The 403-nt window shown below is 62.0% G+C and carries 1 pseudogene; it reads left to right on the top strand.

The annotated features are described in order from the left end of the window. Window positions 1-89 precede the first annotated feature (89 nt). Window positions 90-403 (top strand): annotated as a pseudogene (locus tag KDH83_RS31835) (hypothetical protein); the annotation flags it as partial.

A 403-nucleotide genomic window follows, 5' to 3' on the forward strand; every position in this document is an offset into this window, starting at 1 on the left:
CTTCCATGATGCTGAGCGGTCTCTGGTCCGGCTCGGCGTGGGGCGTAATCGACGTATATCCCAAAGAAGTTACCGTCGAAGGAAAGGCCGTGACGGTGCAGGTGTCGAACCTGGGCGATCGGCCAGAGTACGTGTCGGTCGCCCTGTCGCGATTGCTCAATCCGGGCGTGCCCTTGCCAGTCGAAGAACTGGAAGCGATCGGCGACACCCCCATGCCCGGGCTGTATGCGACACCGTTCCGGCTGTCTCTTGCGCCGGGGCAGAGCAAATTCATCACGCTCAAGCCTCTGAATCGCCTGCCGGCCGAGCAGGCCTACCGGTTGGTCGTACGACCCGAGAAGGGTGTGCTTGGCACTGGCCGCGACCAAACAGCGGGCGTACTAGTGGTCAACATCGCCTATAG

This window comes from Achromobacter sp. Marseille-Q0513 (genome assembly GCF_018195695.1).
Taxonomy (GTDB): domain Bacteria; phylum Pseudomonadota; class Gammaproteobacteria; order Burkholderiales; family Burkholderiaceae_B; genus Achromobacter.